Annotated in this window: 12 protein-coding genes and 1 tRNA gene; 9 read left to right on the plus strand and 4 right to left on the minus strand. The window is 63.8% G+C overall.

The window, feature by feature from the left end; genetic code table 11:
* Window positions 1–29: 29 nt before the first annotated feature.
* Complete coding sequence (locus HMPREF3170_RS08200) at window positions 30–1,130, minus strand: FAD-dependent monooxygenase (RefSeq protein ID WP_070479046.1); 1,101 nt, start codon at window positions 1,128–1,130, stop codon at window positions 30–32.
* A 296-nt stretch (window positions 1,131–1,426) separates the two neighbouring features.
* Window positions 1,427–1,510 (minus strand) — tRNA-Leu (locus HMPREF3170_RS08205).
* Window positions 1,511–1,647: 137 nt separating this feature from the next.
* Here HMPREF3170_RS08205 and HMPREF3170_RS08210 point away from each other — a divergent pair.
* Genes HMPREF3170_RS08210 through crgA form a run of 8 tightly spaced genes read left to right on the plus strand, consistent with a single transcriptional unit; the run spans window position 1,648 to window position 11,137 of the window.
* Window positions 1,648–2,553, plus strand: coding sequence for a DUF3662 and FHA domain-containing protein (locus HMPREF3170_RS08210; RefSeq protein WP_070479048.1), 906 nt, complete (start codon window positions 1,648–1,650; stop codon window positions 2,551–2,553).
* 28 nt (window positions 2,554–2,581) lie between these two features.
* A complete protein-coding gene (locus HMPREF3170_RS08215; RefSeq protein ID WP_070363634.1) occupies window positions 2,582–3,037 on the plus strand; it encodes an FHA domain-containing protein FhaB/FipA in 456 nt (151 codons plus the stop codon).
* Window positions 3,034–4,422, plus strand: coding sequence for a PP2C family protein-serine/threonine phosphatase (locus HMPREF3170_RS08220; protein ID WP_070479050.1), 1,389 nt, complete (start codon window positions 3,034–3,036; stop codon window positions 4,420–4,422). The genes HMPREF3170_RS08215 and HMPREF3170_RS08220 overlap by 4 nt, the downstream gene beginning before the upstream one ends.
* A gap of 2 nt (window positions 4,423–4,424) precedes the next feature.
* Window positions 4,425–5,777 carry an FtsW/RodA/SpoVE family cell cycle protein gene (locus HMPREF3170_RS08225; RefSeq protein WP_070479051.1) on the plus strand — a complete coding sequence of 451 codons (1,353 nt, stop codon included), beginning with the start codon at window positions 4,425–4,427 and terminating at the stop codon, window positions 5,775–5,777.
* The gene (locus HMPREF3170_RS08230) at window positions 5,774–7,231 is read left to right on the plus strand and encodes a penicillin-binding transpeptidase domain-containing protein (RefSeq protein ID WP_070479053.1); all 1,458 of its coding nucleotides are present in this window, start codon (window positions 5,774–5,776) and stop codon (window positions 7,229–7,231) included. The genes HMPREF3170_RS08225 and HMPREF3170_RS08230 overlap by 4 nt, the downstream gene beginning before the upstream one ends.
* On the plus strand, window positions 7,228–8,760 hold the full coding sequence (locus HMPREF3170_RS08235) for a protein kinase domain-containing protein (protein ID WP_070479055.1): 1,533 nt from the start codon (window positions 7,228–7,230) through the stop codon (window positions 8,758–8,760). The genes HMPREF3170_RS08230 and HMPREF3170_RS08235 overlap by 4 nt, the downstream gene beginning before the upstream one ends.
* On the plus strand, window positions 8,761–10,815 hold the full coding sequence (gene pknB / locus HMPREF3170_RS08240; protein WP_070479056.1) for a Stk1 family PASTA domain-containing Ser/Thr kinase: 2,055 nt from the start codon (window positions 8,761–8,763) through the stop codon (window positions 10,813–10,815).
* A gap of 52 nt (window positions 10,816–10,867) precedes the next feature.
* Window positions 10,868–11,137 carry a cell division protein CrgA gene (crgA, locus tag HMPREF3170_RS08245; protein WP_070363346.1) on the plus strand — a complete coding sequence of 90 codons (270 nt, stop codon included), beginning with the start codon at window positions 10,868–10,870 and terminating at the stop codon, window positions 11,135–11,137.
* Window positions 11,138–11,280: 143 nt separating this feature from the next.
* On the opposite strand, the gene HMPREF3170_RS08250 is transcribed toward crgA, so the two are convergent.
* Window positions 11,281–12,168: an endonuclease domain-containing protein gene (locus HMPREF3170_RS08250; protein ID WP_070479058.1), complete on the minus strand. Its 888-nt coding sequence runs from the start codon at window positions 12,166–12,168 to the stop codon at window positions 11,281–11,283.
* A gap of 171 nt (window positions 12,169–12,339) precedes the next feature.
* Here HMPREF3170_RS08250 and HMPREF3170_RS08255 point away from each other — a divergent pair, with 171 nt between their 5' ends.
* Entirely contained in the window at window positions 12,340–13,743 is a 1,404-nt protein-coding gene (locus HMPREF3170_RS08255) for a hypothetical protein (protein WP_070363348.1), read from the plus strand.
* 288 nt (window positions 13,744–14,031) lie between these two features.
* On the opposite strand, the gene HMPREF3170_RS08260 is transcribed toward HMPREF3170_RS08255, so the two are convergent.
* Window positions 14,032–14,688 (minus strand): rhomboid family intramembrane serine protease, encoded by a 657-nt coding sequence (locus HMPREF3170_RS08260; protein ID WP_070479059.1) that lies wholly within the window; start codon window positions 14,686–14,688, stop codon window positions 14,032–14,034.
* Window positions 14,689–14,743 lie beyond the last annotated feature (55 nt).

Genomic DNA, 14,743 nt, shown 5'->3' on the forward strand with positions numbered 1-14,743 from the left:
TGCTCATATAGGCGGGCGGCCCCATATTTCTATAGCGCCGGCATCTGCCATGCAGTCACCGACTGCACCTGGCGCTGACTCACCGAATCCGGCACGCGCCCAAGCACCCAATTACGTATCGACGCCACCTTCCTTCCTCCGGCGTGAATAACCCGCCCAACGAGCCGGGACTGACGCGCAATCGTTTGGCTCCTCCGAAGGCGGTACTCATCGTAGGTGCGAATGTCCTGGGTGCCGTTGAGAAGGAGAGCGGAAAGGACAGCGACGTCCTCAAGTCCCTGGCACGCCCCCTGCCCAAGATTCGGAGTCATGGCGTGTGCCGCATCCCCGACGAGCACCACTTTGCCGTTGCAATAAGTGGGTAGCGGTGACGCCAACTCTTGGATCGGCAAAAGCTGGATCGACTCGTCAGGTGTTGCGCGCAGCAGGTCCGGGATGGGGTCATGCCAGGAGGCAAAGGTGCTTTTGAGCAGGTCAAGGCGAGCCTCGCCCGGTGTGGCCTCTGCCCCGGAAAGAACGGCGAACCAATAGACGCGGCCGTCGTGAAGTGGGACGGCGCCGAAGCGAGCGCGCTCGCCCCAGGTCTCGAAGACGGCGTCGTAAAGCGGGCCATCGCTGACGCCGCGCCAGGCGTTGTAGCCCGCGTAGGCGATACCAGGATCATAGAAGCAACTACGCCGAACCGCGCTGCGGATCCCATCCGCGCCGACCACGACGTCGAAACGCTCGACTTTGCCATCGGCGAAAGTGACCGTTCCGGTCTGCGCCTCAACGTCCACGGCCTCGGCGGACGTGTGGACGAGCGTTTCGGGCAGGTGCTTGAGCAGCAGCGTGTGGAGCTCCGCGCGATCAATGCCGAGCCCATCCGCTGGAATACACGACAACCACTCCCCCTCCGGGCACCGAATCCCACCCCGCACAAGGGTCTGCCCCCACTGGCGATGACGGAACGCAGCCCCAATCCCTAACGCATCAAGTGCCGTAAGTCCGTTTTCGGCCAACGTGATCCCTGCACCCGTACCGCGGATGTGTCCGTGGCGCTCATACAACTGCACGTCCACCCCACCACGATGCAGGGCCGCACCCAGCGCGAGACCCGAAATACCAGCACCGATAATGCCAACTCTCATGATTTTCGAGGATAGCGAGTGTAGCTGGCGCCTGTGAGGAACTTTGCACCAGATTCCGGGTTTGCATTTTCGCGACCTGGGGAAACGCCGCTCAGGTTGCTCGAAAACGGGGATTGTGGTGCACAGGAAACTCGCAGGAGTGCCAAATCTGACATCGTTTAACATCTAGCACTTTTCTGAACTGGCACTTTAAATGGCCGGACCAAATCGGGTTGCGTCTTTTGGCACTCGCATCCCTTTGCAAGAACCCAAACGCAAAAAGAACCGGCCCTCCCGAAGGAGAGCCGGTCCGTTTGTGCCCGGGGGGGGACTTGAACCCCCACGTTCTTGCGAACACTGGCACCTGAAGCCAGCGCGTCTGCCAATTCCGCCACCCGGGCGGGCACTGGAACAATATAACACCCTTACATAGAGAAGTGCCAAATCCGCATGTCATGGGGCGTAAAGGTGTTTCACGCTAGGTTGTGTCGGAATGCGCACCTATACTAACGGGGTTAAAGAAAGGAGGTGCATGCGGATGGGAGTCATGGATCGATTGGCAAAGCTGGACAGTTCGTTGCAGCGTGGCCTGGATAATTCGATGGCGGCGCTGTTTGGCGGCAAGGTGGTTCCGGCTGAGATCGAGGAGCTGTTGAAGCAGGAGGCGCAGGACTCTGTTGTGGTGACTGACCATGATGAGTTTGTGGTGCCGAATGTGTTCGCGGTGGGTGTTTCTTCGAAAGATTTGGAGAACTTGTCGCAGGAGCGTGACCTGCCGGTGCACCTCGCGGAACAACTGACGCGGTATGTGCGCAATCAGGGCTGGTTCTTTGATGGGCCGGCGGTTGTGCGGATCGCGGAGGAGTCAGGGCTGCGTACGGGCCAGTTGCGGGTCAGTTCTTATATTGATCCGCAGCCGGAGGTCGCGAGTGGGTTTGATGCCATTGTGGCGGAGCCTACGAAGCGGTCGAAGGGTGGTAGGCACCGTCATGCGGCAAACCGGGATCAGGAGGATCACATGCATGAGCCAAATACGATGACGCCGGTTGAGGGCGGCGAAGCGACTGTGAGCCTGCTGTTGCAGGACGGGTCGTCGCGCACTTACTTGGTGCATGAGGGCTCGAATATTTTGGGCCGTTCGAATGATGCGGATTTCCGCCTGCCGGACACGGGTGTGTCGAGGCAGCATGCGGAGATTACGTGGGATGGCCAGGTTGCGGTGTTGGTCGATTTGCAGTCGACGAACGGCACGACGGTCAATGATGAGCCGGTGGAGAACTGGATGCTTGCCGACGGCGACGTGATCACCCTCGGGCACTCCCACATTGAGGTGCGCATCGTGGAGCCGAGGGCATCGACCCCGGCGACGCCGGACCCGGAGGAGGGCGCGCCGCGCTACACGGATGCGGCGTCGCACCCGCAGACAGAATTTTTCCAGGCCTAACAAGCCCTGACCTGAAGGAGCTCCTTTGTTGGATTCCGCGGTGATCCTGAGCGCACGCTTTGGCCTGCTCGCACTGCTCTGGCTGTTCATTCTGCTGGTGTTGTGGGTGCAGCGGAAGAATGTGCGTGAGGTGGGTGGAGCTGGGCGTCGACAAGTGAAGCAGGCGGGGAAACCGCTGCAGTCGCGTGAGAAAGTCCGGCAGATTGCGGTCGTTGAGGGGCCGCTGCAGGGCTCCCACATGGAGATTGCGAGTGTGGAGCATGTGACGCTGGGCCGCTCGCCGGACAATGATTTCCAGCTTGGGGACGACTTTGCGTCCTCGCGGCACGCGCGGCTGTTCCGCCGCGGCAGCGACTGGTTCGTTGAGGACCTGGACTCCCGCAACGGCACCTTTGTGCAGGGCATGCGCATTGACCAGCCGGAGCGGGTGTCGGTGGGGACGAATATCAAGATGGGGCGCACGATTGTGAGGTTGATGCCATGACGCTGCGGTTGAATTATGTGGCGGCATCGGACAAGGGTCTGGTGCGTGGAAACAATGAGGACTCCGCCTACGCGGGCCCGCACCTGCTGCTGCTTGCGGACGGGATGGGTGGCCACGCGGCGGGCGAGGTTGCCTCGCAGTTGATGGTCAGCCACATGGAGCACCTCGACCGGGACCCGGGGGACGCCGACATGTTGGCGCTGCTCGGGGCGGCTGCGGATGATGCGAACGCGACGATTGAGCGTTCGGTGGCGCAGCACCCGGAGCAGGAGGGCATGGGCACGACGCTGACGGCGTTGATGTTCAACGGCGCGGAGTTCGGCCTCATTCACGTGGGCGATTCCCGCGGGTATTTGCTTCGCGACGGTCAGCTTCGCCAGATCACCGAGGACGATACGTTCGTGCAGTCCCTGGTCAACGAGGGGAAGCTGGACCCGGAGGACGTGTCGAGTCACCCGCAGAAGTCGTTGATTTTGAAGGCGTACACGGGCAACCCGGTGGAGCCGCACCTGGAGATGGTGGAGGTTCGCGCGGGGGATCGTGTGTTGTTGTGCTCGGATGGTTTGTCGGATCCGGTGACGGCGTCGACGATTGGGGAGGCGCTTGGTCAGGGCACCCCGTCGGTGGCGGCGCAGCGGCTGATTGAGTTGGCGCTGCGTTCGGGTGGGCCGGACAACATCACGGTGGTCATCGCTGATGTTGTGGAGGTCAAAGACGGCGAGGAGCACCCCGACTTGCCGACGTCCCCCGCGCTGGCGGGCGCGTTGGCGCCGGAGTTCGAGTCGACGCACCCGGACTCTTCGGCGTCTCGTGCGGCGGCGTTGATGCGCAAGTCGGAGACGATTCCGCCGAACCACAATCGTGAGGGCCGCCGTGATGGGTCGCAGCCCGGCGCGAGTGACGCGTCGGCGGACGAGGAGGATGACCAGCGGTTTCGACGCAAGGTGAATATTTGGCCGTGGGTGCTCTCCGCGTTGGTGATTGTGCTGATGTTGTCGCTGGCGGCGGTGTTGTGGACGAACGATAGGCTCAACGACCGCTATTTTTTAGGCACCGACGGCAACGACGGCCACTTCGCGATTGAGCGGGCCGTCGGGACGTCGTTGTTTTCGGAGCCGCGCCGCGAGGTGATTCAGCGGGCGTGCATTAATGAGCAGAACAAGTTGCAGATTGTGTCGTCGAACTCGGTGCCGCAGGACTGCGTGATCTTCGGTATCAATGACCTGCCGGAGAGCCAGCTGAACACGGTGGAGAACTTCAAGGGCGGCACGTATGACGATGTGCTGGGGATTCTGAACCGGTTGGCTGGTGAGGCGTTGCCGGTGTGCGTCGATAATGATGCGGCGAAGGACGCCCCGCAGGGCGCGTGCCGGGAGGTGAAGTAGCGATGTCTCGTGTGTTTCGGCGTGCGAAGGAGCTGTTCCTGCTGCTGTGCTCGGCGGGGTTGCTGCTGCTGATGCTGTTTGGCCTGGAGCTGAGCCAGGGCCGCACAATGTCGACGGAGATGTTCTACCTGGTCGGCGGGTTCGTGGGCGTGTACGCGATTGCCCACGTGGCGATTTCGCTGGCGGCGCCGCACGCGGACCAGCTGCTGCTGCCGCTGGTCTCCCTGCTCAACGCGATTGGCCTGGTGGTGATTTACCGCCTGGACCTGGCGGAACGGGCGGGGTATGCGCCGCTCGCAGAGCGTCAGGTGATGTGGTCGCTGGCTGGTGTAGTGCTGATGGTGTGCACGCTTGTGATCGTGCGCGACCATAAGGCGCTGGCCCGCTACTCCTACCTGCTGGGCCTGCTTGGCCTGGTGCTATTGGCGTTGCCGCTGGTGTGGCCGCAGCCGCCTGGGTTCGCGGATGCGCGGATCTGGATCTGGCTGGGACCGTTCTCGATCCAGCCGGGTGAGTTCTCGAAGATCCTGCTGCTGGTGTTCTTCGCACAGCTGTTGGCACAGAAGCGCGCCCTGTTTACGGTGGCGGGCAAGACGCTGCTGGGGATGAGCTTCCCGCGCCTGCGCGACCTGGCGCCGATTTTGGCGGTGTGGGCGATCGCGATTGCGATCATGGCGGTGTCGAACGACTTCGGCCCGGCCCTCCTCCTCTTCGCCACGGTGCTGGGCATGGTGTACTTCGCCACGGGGCGTACGTCATGGCTGGTCATCGGTGCAGGCCTGGTGGCTGTTGGCGGGTACACGGTGTACCAGGTCAGTGAGAAGATCCAGGACCGCGTCGCCAACTTCATGGACCCGCTGGCCAACTTTGACACCACGGGCTACCAGCCGTCGCAGGCGCTGTTCGGCCTGTCCTGGGGTGGGCTGACCGGCACCGGGTTGGGCTACGGCCACCCGGAGATGGTGCCGGTGGCGCACTCGGACTACATCCTGGCGGCGATTGGTGAGGAGCTCGGGCTCGTGGGCGTGGCCAGCGTGCTGTGCCTGTTCGCCATCTTCATTACCCGCGGCTACTCGGCGGCGCTGCAGGTCAGTGACACGTTCGGCAAGTTGTTGGCCGCAGGCTTAGCGACGACCATCGCTATCCAAATCTTCGTGGTCGCCGGAGGGATCTCCGCGATGCTGCCCATGACGGGCCTGACCACGCCGTTTATGTCCGCTGGTGGCTCGTCGATCATGGCGAACTACGTACTGCTGGCGCTGCTGCTGCGGATCTCGAACGCGGCGAACAAGCCAGCGGAGTTTGATGCTTCGGCGATGGGTGCCCAGGCACCGGAGGCGGTGAGCGCACGATGAACAAGTCTATTCGCTTAGGCGCGGGCATTGCCCTGCTGCTGATTGTGGCGCTGCTGGTGAACTTCACCGTGGTGCAGGGCTTCCGCGAGGAGAAGTACGCGCAGAGCCCACTGAACTCGCGCACCGTGGTGGAGCTGCGCCAGATCAACCGCGGCCAGATCAGCGCCGGCGGGCAGGTGCTGGCGGAGTCCCACCCGCTCGAGGACGGCTCCTACCAGCGCACGTACCCGAACATGCCGTGGTCCTTTGCGCCGGTGCTCGGCTACGTGTCAGACCAGTACGGCACCTCCCAGATCGAGGCCGGCTACAACGGGCAACTGACCGGGGCGGGCTCCGGCAAGTCCTCCCGCTTCCTGCGCACCGGCCTGGAGCAGGACGTGGTGGGCAACTCGGTTGAGTTGAGCATCGACCCGCACCTGCAGGCCCTGGCCTACGAGCAGCTTTCAAACCGCAACTACGAGGGCGCGATCGTGGCGCTACGCCCGTCGACCGGCCAGGTGCTGGCGATGGCGTCGACGCCCTCGTACGACCCGAACGCGATCTCCAACCCTGACACCGCCGAGGGCGCCTGGGCCGAGGTGAACAACAACCCCGGCAAGCCGCTGCTCAACCACGCGACGCAGGACCAGCTGCCGCCGGGGTCGATCTTCAAGATCGTCACCACCGTCGCCGGGCTGCGCAACGGCTACACGCCGGATTCCCCGCTGACGGGCGCGCCGTCCATCACCCTGCCGGGCACGACCGTGCCCCTGACCAACTACGCGGGCCAGGCCTGCGCCGGCGGCGGCCAGGTGCCGCTGCGCACCGCGTTCGCACTGTCCTGCAACACGGCGTTCGTGCAGATGGGTATGGCCGTCGGCGCCGACGCGCTACGTGAGGCCGCCCACGGATTCGGCATCGGCGAGCAGTACGACCTCGGCATGCCCAACGCGGCCGGCTCGCTCGGCGACCTGCCCGGCGACGCCGAACTTGGGCAGTCCGCGATCGGGCAGCGCGACGTCACCATGACCGCGCTGCAGGCCGCCGTCATGGCGGGCACCGTCGCCAACGAGGGCCGCCGCATGGCGCCGTACGTGGTCAACCGCGTACTCAGCCCCGACCTGCGCGAAATCGAAACTGCCAAACCCCACATGCTTTCGGACTCCATCACGCCCGAGGAAGCAAACACCATCAAAGACCTCATGTTCGGCTCCGAGCGCGACACCTGGGGCTACGACGGCAACGGCTTCGCCTCCAAGACCGGCACCGCCGAGCACGCCGAAGGCGCAGCGCCGCACACCTGGTACGTCGCCTTTGACCCGGTGAAGGATGTGGCGGTGGGGGTCGTCGTCAAGAATGGTGGCGGCCTGGGCACCGGGGCGACCGGCGGGCAAGTCTCCGCACCACTCGGGCGCGCGGTGCTCTACGCGGCACCCGCAGCGCCAGCTGATGAGGAAGGAACCAACGCGCGATGAACTACGAAAACAAAGACGAACTCCAGAAGCTCATCGGGCCCGACTACCAGCTGCAATGGATCATCGGGCACGGCGGCATGTCCACCGTCTGGCTTGCCGACGACGTCCGCCACGAACGCGAAGTAGCCCTCAAAGTGCTGCGGCCGGAATTCACCGCGAACCAGGAGTTCCTCACCCGTTTCCGCAACGAGGCCAACTCGGCGGAGGGGATCAACTCCCCCAACGTGGTCGCCACGTATGACTACCGCGAGGTAAAAACCGACGGCGGGTTCCCCATGTGCTTCATCGCCATGGAATACATCCGCGGCGAATCCCTCGCCGACCTCATCGCGCGCGAAGGCCAACTCAAGGAAGACATGGCCCTTGACGTGCTGGAACAGGCCGCGCACGGCCTCGCCGTGATCCACCGCATGGGGCTGGTACACCGCGACATCAAGCCCGGCAACCTCATGATCACCCAGAACGGGCAGATCAAGATTACGGACTTCGGCATCGCGAAAGCGGCGGCGGCCGTGCCGCTGACGCGCACCGGGATGGTCGTGGGCACCGCCCAGTACGTCTCCCCCGAGCAGGCCCAAGGCAAGAAGGTCACGGCGGCGTCCGACGTGTACTCGCTCGGCGTCGTCGGCTACGAGATGCTCGCCGGGAAACGCCCGTTCACCGGGGACTCCTCGGTCTCCGTGGCGCTGGCGCACGTCTCCGCCGAACCACCTGCGCTGCCGATTAGCGTGAGCGCCCCGGCGCGCGAACTCATCGAGATCGCCCTGCGCAAAACGCCAACCCAGCGCTTCCGGGACGGCAACGAGATGCAGCTGGCCGTCGAACAGGTCCGCCAGGGGATGCGCCCGACGCAGCCCGGCGGCGACACGGCCGTCATCGCCATCGAGCCCTCCCCGACCGCGTCCACCCAGATGCTCGCCGACATGTCCCGGCCGACCACGGCCCGGCCCGCCGCGCCGCGGCGCCGCCCGTCCGTGCCACCGCAGGCCCCGGCGCGTGCAGCGATGCCTGTGCGCCCGGCGCCCGCTGACGTTGCTGCTCCTGGGAAGCGGCGCAGCACCGCCGTCTACTGGGTCGGCATCGTGCTCGGCGTGATCACCCTCGCCGTCATCGGCGGCGTGGCCTGGGCATTCAACAACGGCACCCTCGGCGGCAGCACCCCGAGCAGCACCGCCCCACGCCAAAGCGTGGTCACCCAAACCACCACCGTGGAAACCGAACCGACCTACGAAGAACCCGTCGAAGAGCCGACCACGCACGCGCCCGACACCCCCACTGAGCACAGCAGGCACAGCACGCGCAGCAGCGCCCCAGCTACGCTCACCATCGAGGACGAAACGCCGACCCAGCCAACACAGCCGACCCACAGTCGGCCATCCGCGCCGGAGCAACAGCCGACGGAGGGGACGTCGATACATACTGAGGCGCCCACGACGCAGGCCCCCAACCCCCAGCCGGGCGGTGGGGAAATCGGCAACGGTGAACTAGACTTGCAAAATCTGCCAAACATCCTCGGAGGAAATGCGTAAATGACAACGATCGCCAACCGCTACGAACTCGGCGCCGTCATCGGCACCGGGGGCATGAGCGACGTCTACGCAGCCACCGACACCGTGCTTGGCCGCGACGTCGCCGTCAAAATGCTCAAAATCGACATGGCGCGCGACGAAAACTTCCGCGAACGCTTCCGCAAAGAAGCCCAAAACTCGGCGCGGCTCAACCACACCAACATCGTCGCCGTCTACGACACCGGCACCGAAGAAGTCTCAGGTGTCGACGTCCCCTTCATCGTCATGGAACGCGTCACCGGGCAAAACCTCCGCGACCTCGTGCGCGCCGACGGCCCCTTAAGCCCCCAGAAGGCCGCCGCGTTCCTGCTGCCCGTCACCCACGCGCTCCAAGCCAGCCACGACGCCGGCATCATCCACCGCGACATCAAACCAGCCAACATCATGATCACCAACACCGGCGAGGTGAAAGTGATGGACTTCGGCATCGCCCGCGCGCTGGATGACTCCACCTCGGCCATGACGCAAACCTCCGCCGTCATCGGCACCGCGCAATACCTCTCCCCCGAGCAGGCCCGCGGCAAAGCTGCCGACGCCCGCTCCGACATCTATGCCCTCGGCTGCGTCATGTACGAAGCCATCACCGGCAAGCCGCCATTCGAAGGCGAATCGCCCTTCGCCGTGGCCTACCAGCACGTCCAAGAAGACCCCATCCCGCCGAGCGAACGCGTCCCCGCTGACCGCGAACTGACCCCCAACGAGGCCGTCAACCTGGACAGCGTCATCCTCACCGCCATGGCGAAACACCCGGCGGACCGCTACCAAACCGCCACCGAAATGGGCGAAGACCTGGCGCTCCTCAAGCGCGGCGCAGTGACCAACGCCGCCCGCAGCCACCTCGCCTCCCCCGGCGGCGACCACGCCGACCCTACGGATGATGCCACCATGGTCTCCGAGACCATGGTCTCCGAGACCGTCCAGGGCAATGCGCCACGCCGCGCGCCACGCCCCGAGCGGCCCGTCGGGCAACTGCCGGAGAAGGCAGCCGCCGGTGCGGTCGGTGCTGGCGCTGGTGCCGGGGCGGCCGGGCGCTACGCAGCACACCGCCGCGAACACGAAACCACCACCCCAACCTGGATGAAATGGCTCGCCATCGGGCTCGGCGCCGCCATCATCGGCGCCTCCGGCTGGCTCGCCTACTCCTACTTCTCCCCCAACAACGAAGAAACCAACAAGACCTCCCAGATGGTGATCATCCCGGACCTCGCCGACAAACCGCGCGCGGAAGCCGTCGCCGAACTCGAAAACCTCGGCTTCCAGGTCGCCGTCTCCGACGAGCCCAGCCCCGACATCAAGCGCGGCAACGTCATCGACACCAACCCGATCGCCGGGTCCGAACTCCAGCGCGGCACACTCGTCACCGTCAACGTCTCCTCGGGGCGCGAGCTTACCGACGTCCCCGACGTCACCAACATGGACGCCCAAGAAGCCGCAAAGGTCCTCGAAGATGCCGACCTGGAACTGAATGCGGAGCTGCGTCGAGAAGCCAGCGAAGACGTGCCGAAGGGCGAGATCATCAGCCAGCACCCCGCAGCCGGCACCCAGATCTCCAAGGGATCCAAGGTGACCGTCACGGTGTCCGACGGCCCCGAAATGGTCCAGGTACCGTCGCTGTCCGGCGTCAACGTCAACCAAGCGTCCGCCACCCTCGGCTCCATGGGGCTCCAAGTCACCGTGAACAAGGTCGACTCCGAACGCCCAGACGGCGAAGTCATCGCAGTCGCCGGCGAAAACACCGAGTTAGCCAAGGGCACCACCGTCGAAGTGCGCGTCTCCAACGGCATGCTCATGGTCATGCCGAACATCACCCGCATGAAACCTGCCGACGCCGACAAAGCGCTACGCGACGCCGGCTGGAGCGGACGCCTCGTCGAAGGTCCAACCGTCCCGACCGGCGCCCTCGTCGACAACGGCCTCATCGGACACCAAGAAGTCAACGCGGGCGACACCGTCCGACGCGACGCCGCCATCGGCTACAACCTCTGGCAGTTCACCGCCGAACGCCTGATAAGGTAAAAACCCTGATAGCTGGAAAAGCCACCGCACTTGCTTGTAAAGGACTGACATAATGCCAAAGGCAAAAATCACCAAGGACCACCGCCCCGTATCAACCCCAACTGGCGTGTCCCGCACCCCGGTCAAGATCAACACCGGCGGCACCCCGATCTGGTACAAGACCATCATGTTTGGCCTGATGCTGCTCGGCCTCGGCTGGATTATCTTCTACTACATCGCCGGCGACCAGCTGACATTCCTCGCGGAGCTCGGCCCGTGGAACTACGGCATCGGCTTCGCAGGCATGATCCTCGGCCTGCTCATGACCATGGGGTGGCGCTAGTCGCATCCCGGCGGATTTTTCGGCGGATTTTCGTAGATGGTAGTAACAGGATTGTAGTAATCCGGATTTTGGCCCCCATTTCGGGGATTACTACAATCCTGTTACTACCATTTGCGTTTTGACGTGCGGTTTTGACGTGCGTTTTAACGGGCCGCGCGGCCCTTTGCGCTGGCCCGTTCCAGCTCGATTCGGGCGAGGATCTCGTCCATGCGGTGAAGCACATCCGTGAAGCCGTACCGCAGGACGGTGTATCCCTGGTTGGTTAGCTCGCGTTCGCGTTTGCGCTCTTGCAGGAGGCTGCGGCGGGGGTCGGAGGCGTGTTTGGTGTCGCCGTCGAGTTCGAGGATGACGGAGTCGTCGAAAAGGAAGTCGACGCGGTAGCGCTGCACCTGTGCCTGGAACTTCCAGCCGGTGACGCCGCGGAGGAGGAACTCGGCGCGGGCGAGGGACTCCATGGGGGAATCGGCGTTGTAGGCTGCGGCGCGGGCGGCGTCGCGGGCCACGCCGCAGTTGCGGACGCGGCCCATGCGCTCGATGTGTAGCAGGATGTCGCTGCGCTCCACGTGCGCGATGGAGAGCAGCCAATCCATGGCGATCAGCCCTTCATGAAACCCGTGGTAGCGGGCGATATCGATCGCGGTGCGGATGGGAGTGGAGAGGCGGATGCCGTACGCGGTAGTGACCTCGGCGGCGCTTAAGGCGGAGGTGCGGTAGCGGACGTCGGGCTCGACGAGGTGTTTCGCGGGGCCGCGGCGGCTGGGCGTCGTTACTTCTTGGATCTCTTCGGTGAGGCTGATGACCCACATGCCGTGGATGCGGGCGGCGGTCCTGCCTACGAGGCAGCCTTTGGTCATGGCGCGGGCGGTGGCATAAGCGCGCACGAGGTGCCGCTGCCAGGCATTGAGTTGCCCCCAGGTGCGCGACGGGATGCATTGCGTCCGGTTGAGGCGTCGGTACTCGGGGCTGTGCAGACGGTGACGGAGCGTGCGCGTGTCCACGATGGATGCGAAAAGTTCAGTGTTTTCCAACATGAGGTTTAGACGCACAGGAAAGCCGCCAGGTTCCCCACAGGTGTTCGGTAGCGGGGTGGCACGGGGGTGGATTGTTGAACAATCCGCGCACAGAAGGTGTACACATAGAAACAGGGCCAGAAAGGCCCTGACCTGCTATTTTACTATTGTCACCTTATGAAAGGTATAGTCATGCGGTTTATTCGTTCCATGACGGGCGTTGTAGCGGCCTTGGCATTAGCTGCCGGTACGCTGACCCCAGCCACGGCTCAGACGCTTGAGGAGTCGTACCCCGAAACCCCAGCGACCAATGATGCGCTGCCGATCATCCACACCTACAGGGGATCGGACCACTTGAAGGCGAACGTGCTCAACCCGCGCCCAGTGTGCAACTCCACTGAGGACTACCGCACCATCGTGTACAAGGTGAAGGACAACTTCTTGCCGGTCGGCACGATTTCGACGACCAACCTGACCAAGAACACCATCCCGCTGACGCAGGACCTGGCGCGGACGCAGACGATTTCGGCGTCGGTCAACGGGTCGAAGACTGAGACGATCAACATTGGTGGGTCGGGCTCGAAGGATGGGCTGCAGGGCAACATCGGCTACTCGCTGGCGAAGATGCTGGGCTGGTCGGTGTCGGGAAGCTTGAGCTGGAACGTCGGCCAGAAGATCGGGCCGTACGAGGTTCCGGCGGGCAACACGGGCGAAGCGACGTACGGCTTCCGCACCGTCACCATGACGGGCACGCAGCAGCGCTGCCGCCCGAACGGCACGTGGGCGACGCCGACGGCGTGGGTCGCGAACATGCCGATCAAGAACGAGGTTCGTGTGAAGAACTACTCCACACCTGCAGGTTCGTGGGCACCGAACCGCGGCGCGCAGGTCACTGACACGGTGGAGAACCCGAACCCGGCGTACAACGAGGATGTTCAGAAGATCACCGAGGGTGAGAATCTTGACGACGTCACCACCATCGACGACAACGATGAAGCCAATGTGACCAACGTCGAAATCGACGGCGAGACCGCCGCGGTGATCACCGACGAGGAGTCGGATGAGGCGACGTCGGAGGAGAACACTGAGGTCGAAGAGGTCGTCGATAATGCGGAGGCACCTGCGCTCGACCTGGTGCCATACTTCACGACGAGCTCCTGGAAAGCTTCCGGCTTTGCTGGGTCCGTGGCGCTGCGTGTGAAGAATGTGGGCACCGAGCGCTACTGGGCGGAGTTCCCGGCGCTGACGTTCCGCGTTGAGGTGCGTACCGAGTCCGGCCCGAAGGGTGTGGACCGCCTGATCACCACCACCGGCGCGAACGGCTCGCACATCCGTGACCTCGGCTACAACGCCAAGAAGGGCGCGCGCATCTTCGAGGTGACGCTGTCCAACCCGGTCAACGCCGGTGACGACATGCTGCTCGGCGCGTTCAGCTTCGGCGACGGCAAGACCAAGGAAGGCCGCCTGCACAACTACATGACGGTCACCCAGACCAGCCGCCTGGCCGGTGACGTCTCCCAGTGGAACGACCAGAACGTCGACTCTCGCGACGTGACCGTGTCCGACTTCGGCCGCTGGCTGAAGGGCACCTTCTAGGGAGCATTTTGTGTAATTCGTAGTGCCAAGTTATCCACAGGTTGTGGATGGTTCTGTGGAGAGGACCGTTATCCACACCTGTGGATAACTCTGTGCACAACCTATTCGCACATCGAACGCCTGGCGTAATGAGCTGCAATGATGCCCATTCGCCAGGCGTTTTTTCTTGTGAATCGCTGACATGTTCTAGCGATGTTCTAGAAATTACACGGTTGTGTTTATCCACAATGTGGACAACTCTGTGGAGTTCTCCACCGGTGTACAAACTTGGGGATAACGTGTGAAAAACTAGGCAACACCAATCACAAACGCCACAGCAGCCACAGCTGCTACGGCCGCAAGAGCGGACGCGAGCCACCTGACGCGCTTCTTCACCGACGTCACAGGCCAGCCCGCCAACAAGCCCACCACCAAACCGCCAAGGTGCCCCCACAGACTGATACCCGGGGACAGCACCGAGTAAGCAAGATTCGCGCCGACCAGGGCCAACGGCGCCCGGACGTTGACCTTCTGGCGCATCGACAGGGCGAGCAGCACGCCCATCAGCATGTAGAGGGCGCCGGACGCGCCGGCCGTGGGCACGTCGTAGTTCCACTCCAACACGGATGCCGACGACCCCAACACGCCCGCCACGTACAGCAGCGAATACGGCCCAGTCCCCAGGCGACGCTCCAGCTGCGGGCCCAACAACGCCAACGTGATCATGTTCACGACCACATGGGAGATATCCACATGCAGAAAGCCGGCCAGGAGGGTGCGGAGGGTGGCGGAGGGGGCGTCGATAAATGGGCCGAAGAGCACCATGTTCTCGGCGAGGCTGGAGCCCCACACCACGTTGCTGATCGAATGCGACTGGAGCGCCGTAATCACGAAAACGCCCAGGCAGACGACGGTGATCAGCGCGGTTGCGGGCGCGCCGCGGAAGAGAGAGCGAACGAATTGCATACGGCTACGGTACGGGGCGACCTGCAATTATTGCGAAATTGTGTGAAAGATGTGC

The sequence above is a fragment of the Corynebacterium sp. HMSC08D02 genome, assembly GCF_001807505.1.
Classification (GTDB): domain Bacteria; phylum Actinomycetota; class Actinomycetes; order Mycobacteriales; family Mycobacteriaceae; genus Corynebacterium; species Corynebacterium pseudogenitalium.

What these genes read in the sequence shown, in the direction of transcription:
- HMPREF3170_RS08200 (WP_070479046.1), bottom strand. Translation starts at nt 1,130, where the DNA reads ATGAGAGTTGGCATTATCGGTGCTGGTATTTCGGGTCTCGCGCTGGGT.
- HMPREF3170_RS08210 (WP_070479048.1), top strand. Translation starts at nt 1,648, where the DNA reads ATGGGAGTCATGGATCGATTGGCAAAGCTGGACAGTTCGTTGCAGCGT.
- HMPREF3170_RS08220 (WP_070479050.1), top strand. Translation starts at nt 3,034, where the DNA reads ATGACGCTGCGGTTGAATTATGTGGCGGCATCGGACAAGGGTCTGGTG.
- HMPREF3170_RS08225 (WP_070479051.1), top strand. Translation starts at nt 4,425, where the DNA reads ATGTCTCGTGTGTTTCGGCGTGCGAAGGAGCTGTTCCTGCTGCTGTGC.
- HMPREF3170_RS08230 (WP_070479053.1), top strand. Translation starts at nt 5,774, where the DNA reads ATGAACAAGTCTATTCGCTTAGGCGCGGGCATTGCCCTGCTGCTGATT.
- HMPREF3170_RS08235 (WP_070479055.1), top strand. Translation starts at nt 7,228, where the DNA reads ATGAACTACGAAAACAAAGACGAACTCCAGAAGCTCATCGGGCCCGAC.
- pknB (WP_070479056.1), top strand. Translation starts at nt 8,761, where the DNA reads ATGACAACGATCGCCAACCGCTACGAACTCGGCGCCGTCATCGGCACC.
- crgA (WP_070363346.1), top strand. Translation starts at nt 10,868, where the DNA reads ATGCCAAAGGCAAAAATCACCAAGGACCACCGCCCCGTATCAACCCCA.
- HMPREF3170_RS08250 (WP_070479058.1), bottom strand. Translation starts at nt 12,168, where the DNA reads ATGTTGGAAAACACTGAACTTTTCGCATCCATCGTGGACACGCGCACG.
- HMPREF3170_RS08255 (WP_070363348.1), top strand. Translation starts at nt 12,340, where the DNA reads ATGCGGTTTATTCGTTCCATGACGGGCGTTGTAGCGGCCTTGGCATTA.
- HMPREF3170_RS08260 (WP_070479059.1), bottom strand. Translation starts at nt 14,688, where the DNA reads ATGCAATTCGTTCGCTCTCTCTTCCGCGGCGCGCCCGCAACCGCGCTG.